Annotated in this window: 9 protein-coding genes and 1 pseudogene; 5 read left to right on the top strand and 5 right to left on the bottom strand. The window is 32.9% G+C overall.

All coding sequences use genetic code 11. The features are described from left to right. Positions 1 to 82: 82 nt before the first annotated feature. The 3 genes from CN288_RS27305 to CN288_RS27295 are packed head-to-tail and all read right to left on the bottom strand — an operon-like array spanning position 83 to position 3,325. Positions 83 to 1,129 (bottom strand): zinc-dependent alcohol dehydrogenase, encoded by a 1,047-nt coding sequence (locus tag CN288_RS27305; RefSeq protein ID WP_098303585.1) that lies wholly within the window; start codon positions 1,127 to 1,129, stop codon positions 83 to 85. Then, positions 1,107 to 2,054: an inositol monophosphatase family protein gene (locus tag CN288_RS27300; RefSeq protein ID WP_098303584.1), complete on the bottom strand. Its 948-nt coding sequence runs from the start codon at positions 2,052 to 2,054 to the stop codon at positions 1,107 to 1,109. The genes CN288_RS27305 and CN288_RS27300 overlap by 23 nt, the downstream gene beginning before the upstream one ends. Beyond that, a complete protein-coding gene (locus CN288_RS27295) occupies positions 2,051 to 3,325 on the bottom strand; it encodes an aspartate aminotransferase family protein (protein WP_098303583.1) in 1,275 nt (424 codons plus the stop codon). The genes CN288_RS27300 and CN288_RS27295 overlap by 4 nt, the downstream gene beginning before the upstream one ends. A gap of 391 nt (positions 3,326 to 3,716) precedes the next feature. On the opposite strand from CN288_RS27295, the gene CN288_RS27290 reads away from it, so the two are divergent. Continuing rightward, on the top strand, positions 3,717 to 4,925 hold the full coding sequence (locus tag CN288_RS27290; RefSeq protein ID WP_098303582.1) for an MFS transporter: 1,209 nt from the start codon (positions 3,717 to 3,719) through the stop codon (positions 4,923 to 4,925). Between the two features lie 106 nt (positions 4,926 to 5,031). Here the strand turns inward: CN288_RS27290 and CN288_RS27280 are convergent, their stop codons facing one another. Beyond that, positions 5,032 to 5,739: an IS6 family transposase gene (locus CN288_RS27280; protein ID WP_098303581.1), complete on the bottom strand. Its 708-nt coding sequence runs from the start codon at positions 5,737 to 5,739 to the stop codon at positions 5,032 to 5,034. 130 nt (positions 5,740 to 5,869) lie between these two features. On the opposite strand from CN288_RS27280, the gene CN288_RS27270 reads away from it, so the two are divergent. Next, on the top strand, positions 5,870 to 6,280 hold the full coding sequence (locus CN288_RS27270) for a MarR family transcriptional regulator (protein ID WP_098303580.1): 411 nt from the start codon (positions 5,870 to 5,872) through the stop codon (positions 6,278 to 6,280). A gap of 591 nt (positions 6,281 to 6,871) precedes the next feature. Further along, positions 6,872 to 7,792 carry an MBL fold metallo-hydrolase gene (locus CN288_RS27260; protein ID WP_098303579.1) on the top strand — a complete coding sequence of 307 codons (921 nt, stop codon included), beginning with the start codon at positions 6,872 to 6,874 and terminating at the stop codon, positions 7,790 to 7,792. A gap of 105 nt (positions 7,793 to 7,897) precedes the next feature. Here CN288_RS27260 and CN288_RS27255 read toward each other — a convergent pair. Continuing rightward, a pseudogene (locus CN288_RS27255) lies at positions 7,898 to 7,999 on the bottom strand (GNAT family N-acetyltransferase); the annotation flags it as partial. 229 nt (positions 8,000 to 8,228) lie between these two features. Here CN288_RS27255 and CN288_RS27250 point away from each other — a divergent pair. Next, positions 8,229 to 9,212, top strand: a complete 984-nt coding sequence (locus CN288_RS27250) for a DNA-binding protein (RefSeq protein WP_098303578.1) — start codon at positions 8,229 to 8,231, stop codon at positions 9,210 to 9,212. A 93-nt stretch (positions 9,213 to 9,305) separates the two neighbouring features. Then, the gene (locus CN288_RS27245; RefSeq protein WP_098303577.1) at positions 9,306 to 10,184 is read left to right on the top strand and encodes an Rpn family recombination-promoting nuclease/putative transposase; all 879 of its coding nucleotides are present in this window, start codon (positions 9,306 to 9,308) and stop codon (positions 10,182 to 10,184) included. Positions 10,185 to 10,285 lie beyond the last annotated feature (101 nt).

Below are 10,285 nucleotides of genomic sequence, written 5' to 3'. Positions count from 1 at the left end.
AATAAAAATGTTTTATACATTAATAAAAAGTAGTAAAATCAATAACCGGTTCCTTAGCATACAAGGAGCCGGTTAATATTTCTTAGATACTATTAGGTTCAGACACTAAAATTGTTTTAATAGAATTAATATCTTTTCTTTCATTTGTACTTGGATCAAACCCCATTAATTTACCAATAGCTGTATCGAAATTTTCAAGTGCTACTTTCTCCGTAATTAAACTCGATAATTCTGGAAGGTCTATAGCGCAGGATAAAGCCTTTTCCATCATATGATGCGCTTCTCCAGTTCCAATAATTGTAATTCCTTTTGATAGTAATTCAAACGGTTTGACTTTGAACTCATAGGTATCATCAAATCCCATGGGAATAAGTCTTCCACCTTTTTCAATAAGTGGATATGCCCAGTCTAGTTGATTACCTATAGCATCAAAAATTACATCGAACTTTCTTCCTTGATTAATTCGGTAGATTTCTTCTAAGGTGAGTTCTTGCGGATGATATACATATTTGGTTATTTTTCGTGCAGCTTCTGTTCTATAGGGACCAATTTCTGTGGCAACTGTAGTTCTAGAAAGTTTTCGAGCAATCATCTGAACTAAGAGTCCAATCGGCCCAGACCCTAAAACTAGAACAGAATCATCTGGCTTTATATTAGCTTTTTCTATAACGCTAAGAACACATGAAAGAGGTTCAATTAAAGTGGCTCTCTCCCATTCCATTGATTCGGGTAATTTGTAAATAAATCTATCTTCCCCAACATAATATTCTCCGAAAGTTCCATGAGAACCAATTCCCAATTGCCATTCATCAAACTCTTCACAATAACATGTTAAACCTTTCCTACAGTAATAACATTTTCCACAAAACTGGGTAGGATCAATTACAACACGATCTCCTACAGTTACATTTTTAACATCTGCCCCCATTTCAACTACCACTCCAACTGATTCATGTCCCATAACCATATTTGGAGCAGCGTACATCTTCCCTTTTAATACATTCAAATCGGTTCCGCAAATCCCAGTACCATAAATTTTAACTTTTACGTCATTATTTTTTTGTATTTGAGGTTCTTCCACTTCTTTGTATTCTAATACTTTATTTTCAGTCCATACCAATGCTTTCATATTTTTCTTCGCTCCGTTTCCAATTAATTTGTTCCAATAAATTTTGGTGTAATTCTTTGGTAGAAGCCGCTATACATGACTGTTGGTTAATATAACTAAGATTTGTTAAAAGAGTTTCATCTAAAGAATTACCATATGCGTCAGTAATAATAACTCCCGCCTTTTTTGCTAGAAACACACTAGCAGCTATATCATATGGAAAGAGGTGTAAGACTTGACCATTTCCTACTCTTTGAAAATCTGGTAACAAATCCGGATAATCCTTAAGTAGTCTATTCCCAATATCTACATATGCATCCATTTGACCTGTAATAATTCGTGAAATAGAATAAGATGCACTATTAAATATAAATACACCACCATTATTTGCTGATTCATCAATTAAATGTCCATAAGATTCAATCATTAATTTAGTAGGATGACCATTAAACTCAAAACTCCAAAACATATTCTTAATGTCTTTGTCCTGACTTAAGTTTGGTAGTACGCTATTATAACCCTCAAATTCTATAGAAGTTGAAAAAATATCACTATACATGTAATTTCCTGTTTTCAGTTCCATTAGAAAAGCATATTCAATATCCTTGATTTTGGAATCGTCTTTGTATTTTGCTAGAGCAATAGAGATACAAGACATTTCAAGCCCCGCGGCTGCAGGGCGTGTACCATCAATTGGATCTACAATTAAAATATATTGTGGATTTTCTCCAAAAATCTTAAGACCACCATCTTCAGTATAAAATGCGATAGATTCTTTTTTACTTGAGATATAATCAACGACGGCATTTTCTGCTGCAGTATCAATATTAAACTGTGCATCTCCACCCGAAGAGTAACCATTTACTAAACGATTCTTCAAAGTTCCTTTTTGATTTTTCACCTGTCTATATACGTATTTCCCTAACTCAATAATATAGGTTTTCACTTAATCTCCTCCAATAGTCGAGTTAATTTATAACATAGTTCCTCTGCCTCACTCAGAGTAATAGTAAGAGGTGGACGAATTTTAAATACATTTCCGTATCCATATCTAGATGTTCTAATAATTATGCCATGATCCATAGCACGTTTCGCAATATGGTTTGTAAGCTCAACATCAGGTTCATTATTATCTTTTACTATTTCAACCCCAATCATTAAACCTACACCTCTTACATCTCCAATAAACTTAAATTTTTCTTTCATTTCTTCTAAACGTTCCATAATATAATTCCCAACCAAAGTTACATTTTCTAAGAATCCAGGTCTTTGTAATATGTCAATTGTGGTACATGCTGCTGCAGATGCCATTACATTCGATCCATAAGTAAACGAATGATGATGGCCAGGCATACCTACATACTTCTCTTCAGTAAGAATAGCTGCAACTTGGAATCCAGTTCCCCCTAAACCTTTAGCAACCGTCATCATATTAGGTTGTACATCAAAGTAATCGGCGGCAAACATTTTACCTGTTCTGCCAAATCCCGTTTGTATTTCATCAAAAATTAATGCAATATCGTGTTCTTCACATAATTTTTTCAACGCTTTGAAATATCCCTTAGGCGGAACAATGTTCCCTCCATTCCCTGATATCGGCTCAACCATAATAGCTGCAACATTTCCCGTGCTGGCATGTTCAATAAAATCATTAATTCTCTCAACACACAGCATTCCACAAGAATCAGATTTTTGATTGTAAAAACAACGCAGGCAATAAGGGTCTGGAACTTGCAGTCCAAATGAAAATTGAGGTGGAAAAGGTTCTCTTCGGAAGGCATTTCCTGAAAGAGCTGACATCATATAAGTTTGTCCCAAATGACTGCGAAACAAAGATATAACATCACGCTTTCCGGTATTGTACTGTGCCATTTTAATAGCACCCTCATTTGCAGCTGAACCACTACTAACTTTTGGGTGTGCTCTTGTAAGATTACTAGGAGCAATTTCAACAAGTTTTTGTGCTAATGTATTTACAGCATCCGTTTGATAGGAAGACGTAACATGAATAAGATTATCCATTTGATTTTTTACTACATCAATAACTTCCTTATTGCTGTATCCTAAATTCAAATTAAATGTAGCTGATGCACAGTCAAAATATTTATTTCCATCTTGATCATAAAGATAGATTCCTTCCCCTCTCTCCATAACAACATTATCCACTTTGTAATACAAACTATCAGGGTTTGTTGAACTTTTAACTCTACTATTCATTTCTAAAACACTCCTCATTTAGTAATGTTAAAAATTTATGAACATATTCAAGGCGTTAGGGGGCCCAACCTAACTAATAATGATTTTTGACTGTGTATCGTATACGCTACTATTCAAAAAATGTTATTAAATAACAGACTCATAATATACTGCGAAATATCCTTTTCACAAGTTAAATTAAGGTAAATAATGTTGAGAAATTCCAAAAAAAGAATTTTTTTGAAATATTATAAAAAAATCTAGTATAATAAGAAATTGTTAGCATTTTGTAAAAAAAAGATATTTGCTTTTCTGCTTACACAATCATCTTTGGAAGTATATAAAGAATTGAGGGGTGTGATAAAGCATTAATTTAAATAATATATAAACCTTTAATAAGGAGGAGAAGTAGTTGGTAAAACGTTTGCTTTGGCTAAGCTTCTTTTCATACATGTTAATTGCTTTTACCTTGGTAATTATTGGTGCAATGCTGCCTGAGATTCTAAATCACTATAAGCAAAATTATAGCAATGGTGGTTTACTCATCTTTGCTCAATTTGTAGGATTTTTACTTGGTGTAATTAGCATGCCTATTTTAGTTAGTAAACTAGGACGTAAAAATGTAGTTGTTCTTGGTTTAATTATGATTTGTTTTGAGTTTTTCACATTTTTTTTACCAAATTGGTATTTTCTATTTCCATTAGTTGGATTAGCAGGCTATGGAGCTGGAGTAGCTGAATCTTGTATTGGTACAATTATTTTAGTTACATTTCAAGAAAAGCAAGCGAACGCAATGAGTAAATTAGAAGTTGCTTTTGGATTAGGTGCATTATTCATGCCACTTTTCTCCAGTGTACTTATAAGTAAGGGCATTTGGGAATATGCATTTTTACTTTTAGGATTAAGCTCATTTTTAATTTTGCTTGGGTGGCGGCTATTGTCTTTTGGGAAAATTGATGAATTTCTTATAAAAAATACAGATACTAATGCAGCAATTAATAAAGAACATAATTCTTACACTAAAAAAACATTTTTAATCATTATACTTTCAGCAATCTACTTCTTCTGTTATGGTGGAAGCGAAGTATCAATTGTTCACTTTCTACCTTCAATTTTCATGGAAGAGTGGGAAGTCCCTAATTCTCTTGCAACACTAACTGTAACTATATACTGGTCAGCAATGGTAATAGGGCGTGCACTAACAGGTATCATTGCTGAAAGGCTTACCTATAACATGTTTTTACTTTTAATTAATATTGGAGGACTAATTGTACTTATATTGCTAGCCATTAGTGGAAATGTTTGGTTTGGTTTCTTTCTATGCTTCTTTCTTGGTTTATTTATGGCAGCAATGTTTGCGATTGCTTTAATTATCACAAACCTATATTTTCCTGGACAAACAGAAAAGACAACCAGTATATTATTAGCTACGAACGGTCTTGGGGGTTCATTAATTCCAATTATTATAGGTCAGAGTATGGATAAGTATCCTGCTCAAGTTACATTTTGGTTATTTGCCTGTATAATGTTAATAATGCTTATTTTAATAATTGGCATTCAGCTTTTGGGAAATACTCGCTCATCAGTTATAAGAGAGCATGATAATAATCATAAATTTTAAATTTAAGAGTCTTATATATACATATATAAGACTCTTTTAAAAGGGTTCTGGTGCAAAAATCATTTGATAAAGGCATAGAAACCTGCATAGACTGTTCAATGGTAGATTATGATGCAATTCCAAATAATTTATGTATGAATCTAACTTCATTTTGGGCAGACTTCACCTGTAAGTGAAGTTGTCCTTTTTTCATCATATGCATGGTTTCAACGCCACTCAATATAGAAGTGGCTGTTTCATATGACTTGAATCCTAACATAGAACGTACACGTTTCTTAATGAAACGGTGATCTTGTTCCACTATATTATTGAGATATTTAACTTGCCTTAGTTGTATGCCTTCAGGCATACGTTTCTCTTCTTTTAATTCTTGAATTTCTACAGTATAGGCAGGGTTCTTATCTACTGTTATTACGCGAGGTTTACAAATATGAGAAGTAGCCAAGGCTTTTTTGAAAATGCGCTTGGCTGCTTGCTTATCTCTTGATTCACTTAGATGAAAATCAATGGTATTTCCTTCTGAATCGACTGCGCGATATAAATACATCCATTTCCCTTTTACTTTCACATACGTTTCATCGACTCTCCAGGAATCATTTGTTGTCTTAAGATGACGCCGTACTCTTTCATCTAATTCAGGTCCATATTGATGCACCCAACGCATAATAGTGGTGTGAGCAATAGACAAACCTCGCTCCTCCATCATTTCCACCAAATCACGAAAACTTAGGTTGTACCGTAGGTACCATCTTACCGTTAATAAGATAATATCAGGTTGATAGTGCTTCCATTTGAACAAATTTTCCTTTTTCATACCGATCACACACCTTTTTTAGAGTAATAGTATCAGTATGTCCAAGATTTAGAGATTATTTGCAATTTCCCTGAAGTTTTGCACCAGAACCAAAAGAAGCCCTCAGTCGAAAGTGAGGTTTGCTCAATTTATGCAAGAAAACATGAAGTTTTTAAGTAAACAAGAATATTTAACTTTAGGCGAAAAAGGATTTTTAATAGATATTACTCCTTATATTTCTTTTTATAGTAATTCTATTGTTTTTGATGTTAAAGCTAAAAATGTTGTACCTATGAATATTTCAGAACTTGCTAAAGAACTTGAGAAACCAAGAGATAGAATTAGTAAATTGGTTAATTCATTAGTGAAAAAAGGAATACTAGCAAAGGCTGAAAGTGGTACTGAAGGAAGTAATGCAAAAGCATATTCTTTGTTTGTAAATCCAAATATTATTTTTGCAGGTGATAAGGATAATGTTCCAGAGCATTTACAAGTTATTTTTTATAAAGCTATGAAAATGCCTCTATTAAAACAATTACCTAATAAATTATTTAAGAATTGACATTGGTCGGTTCTTTTTTTTATTATTTCATGTGTGGCAAAAACGCCACATATGAAATAATAAAAAAACTAGTATTACCAACGCTTTATACTACTTTTAAAACACTCTCTCTTCTCACTCTTATATATAGGGCTAAAAGTTCCGCAAGGAACGGGTAGTATTTTTGAGAAACCCACTCAAAAATCTCCACCCTTTTCGCTTCGCTTCATCCTGGCAAAACTTTTTTCGGCTCGTGTGCTGTTCTTGCCAGGCCGAAGGACAAAAAGCAATGCAATGGTTCTCGGCTTGGACTAGCAAGTATACGAGCCGAACTGCCAAGATCATTCGTCCTGGATTCGTTCTTATCCGTTATGACGCTACGTTTCAAACCGTGGGGTTTCACCCCCACACGACGAGTCAGCACTCTAAACAAAAAGCAATGGAAGACCAAAACGATAAAAATGAACTTTGATGCTATAAAGACCACAAAATTTCTATTTAGGGAGTACTTTAATATCTTAGCTTGATGGGTATGTGGCGATACTCCTTCAAAGGAATTCTTCTTTTAATGTCGAAATATTGGTTAAAATAGGAAATTAAGGAGCAAGGAAAATGGATAAGGAATTTTTCAGCAAACATTTTAGTCTTGAAAAAGTTAGTGAAGGGATATACGTTGCAATAGCAAAAGAAGGCAGTGGTGCCGTAGCAAATGCAGGTTTTATTGATTTAGGGGATAAAACAATAGTTTTTGATACATTTAACACACAACAAGCTGCTGAAGATTTAAAATATATTGCAGAAAAAATAACAAATCGACCGGTAACATGGGTTGTAAATAGTCATTGGCATGGAGATCATATTCGAGGTAACCAAGCATTTGAGGAAAGTAATATTATTTCAAGTGAAGTTACATATGAAAAAATGAAGGATATTCATCCAGCGAGAATTAATAAGCAAAAAAATGATATACAAGGTTTGAAAAATTATATTCATTCTTTAAAAGATCAAATAAATCAAACCAATGATCCTAAGTTAAAACATCAAATAAACTTTCTAAGCGAATTGGAAGTTTCATTACCAACTTTGAAATTAGTTTTACCTCAAAAAACATTTTTTGATGCAATAAAGTTTCATGGAATTAAACGTAGTGCACAGCTTTTTACATTAGGTGGTGGACATTCATTTTGTGATGCAGTTCTCTATATTCCAGAAGAGAAAGTAATATTTATGGGTGATTTATTATTTGTTGATTGCCATCCAACATTTTTTGAAGAATCGAATCCTGAGAATTGGATTCGCATTTTGGAAAAGATTAGAGATATGGATGTTGAGATAGCGATCCCAGGACATGGTTCGATTGGAACAAAAAACCACATTTTAGAATTAATAGACTATATAACTAATTTAACTGTAATTGCACGAGAAAAAGACCATATTGAGGATATTAAAGTACCTAACAAATACAAAAATTGGGATTCCCCAGAGGTTTATCAACAGAGCTTTAAAATGTTAAAAGGAATGTTGAAATGTTAAATTATATAGCATTTCGGAAAAAATCCCCGCTAGGCAAAAAATACAATGAGCTGTCCATATGGGCAGCTCATTTACATAATTTTCGTTATTGGAAGTGAAATGGGCCTATACATCCAAGCTGTTGATGATAGCTAATATTTGATGATCTGTCCATTTTCCATTAATCTTTACATTTTTTTTAGCTATACCTTCTTTTTTAAACCTCCCATTTTCTATGGTTATGATTAACTTAAATTTATAAATAACTTATGTTTATGTTTCATTAAATGCAAATGATAATTTAATTAGTAAATATAAATAAACTTTATATATTTGCAAGAAAATATAAAACAATATCTATGGTATAATAAATTACAATTATATATTTCTTGAAATTAAAATCAAACTACATAAATGATTGACTCAAATATAAAACAAGTAAAAAAGGGAGAATAACATGAATGAGAATCAACAAATCATTATGAATACAACAGAAGTGAAAGAATATTTAGGTGTTAGTAATTTCGTTATAAACAATCTTATGAAGCAAGAGCAATTAGTTCCGATAAATAAAGACACATGGCGTTTAGATGGAAGTTTTCTTTTCAAAAAAGAAGATGTTGAAACTATAAAAAAGGAAAGGGAAACAGAAGGGCTTACGCTATACCAAGCTAGTAAAAAATATGATGTAAGCACCTATCAATTAGAAAAATGGTTAAAAGATGGAGAGTTAACGACCACTATACAGGAACATCGTAACCGCAAAACTAAATTCATTAAAGAAGAAGAATTACGTCAACTTGTACATCGATTTGATCAAGCAAATTCACTGTATACATACTCTCAAAAGTATAATACAGTCCTGTTCCAAAGGTACCTTCAGGGGAATACGATAGCAAGAGTCATCTCTATTCCAAAGCGTGGAGATATTATGCTGATTGATGAATTTGGAAGTGAATTTACCTTAAAGGAAGCGAAAAAATCAGGGTACGTACCGGCATATAAATTATCCGAAAAACCACGTAGCCATCATCAAAGATTTGTTAAATTTCGTATACCAAAATCTGATCAATTGCGTAGTAGTTCTTTTCAACTGGTTGATTTAATACTACAGTATGTTTCACCAAGGAATCTGAAGGTTTCTGAAGAAGAAGGTTTTTTGTATTTTGATGTGCGTCAGTCCCTCATTGAATTACCTATGGGTATGCAGATGGAATGGATTGAAACTTTAACACCATATTTAATAGAAGGAAAATTAATAAAGCGTGTGAATAATAGTGTGTATTTAGATAGCAGCAGCGTGACTAAACCTGTTACGATGTCCAGCAAAGAATATCAAGCGATTAATAAAATAGTTGAAGAAACTAACAGTACGATCGAAGAATTCATTGCAAGCGCAATCCAAGATAAAATTAATCAACATTCGCTGTATAAACATTAAGCTTCTGTTGAAAAGTTTCTTAAGAAATTTGCATATACAGAGGACTATTTTATACAATACAGTTAAGAAAAGAAAGACAGGGAGAGAAAACCCATGTCCACAAAATTAGTAAATTTACGAATCGATTTTGCTTTTAAACAATTATTCGGAACAAAGGGGAATGAAGAAATCTTAACTGGATTTCTAAACGCCATCTTAGAAGAATCTTTAGATACACCTATTACCTCTCTACAATTAGAGGATCCACATCTTCATAAATCTTATGAAGATGATAAGTTATCTATTTTAGATTTATTAGCTACACTCGACAACGGAACGCAAGTGAATATTGAAATTCAACTTCGAAATACACATGATATGGTAAAACGATCTTTATACTATTGGAGTAAGCTCTACACATCCCAAATGCAAGAGGGAATGCCATACCGTTCACTTCGTAAAACAATTACCATTAATTTATTAGATTTTATGCTGTTTTCTAATGATGAATCCTTTCATACAATCGGACAGTTATGGAATACGAAGACACAACAAATCTTAAGTAACGATATGGAAATTCATTTTGTAGAGATTCCGAAACTTGTGAAACAATGGCGTGAAGAAAAAGTAAATCCATGGGAAAATACATTTGTTCGCTGGATGTTATTATTACCAGCACATGAAGACGAACATTTAACTCAAACATTGGAGGAGATTGCAATGAATCAAGATCCAATTTTACAAAAGGCTATGAATAAATGGGAAAATATGAGCCATGATTCATCTTTCCGAACAGCGTATGAAGCACGTGAGAAGGTACTTCTAGATGAACAAGCTAAAATAGCTCATGCTCGCGAAGAAGGCTTAGAGGAGGGCATTGAACAGGGGAAAATCCAATTAATTCGTGGTATGAAAAAAAATGGTATGCCATTAGAAGACATTGCAAAATTTACTGGTCTAAGTACAGAAGAAATACGAAAACTATTATTATAATATGTACTACAATAAAAAGCTTTGCGAAAAGATTTGCAAAGCTTTTTGTTATTTCATTCTTATTCTTGGTATGTCAACACAAAACTAGACAATTTTTTTAA

The organism is Bacillus sp. AFS023182 (genome assembly GCF_002560575.1).
Classification (GTDB): domain Bacteria; phylum Bacillota; class Bacilli; order Bacillales; family Bacillaceae_G; genus Bacillus_A; species Bacillus_A arachidis.
The sequence above is the reverse complement of the archived record's forward strand: the minus strand, read 5'-3'. Positions and strand labels throughout refer to the sequence as shown.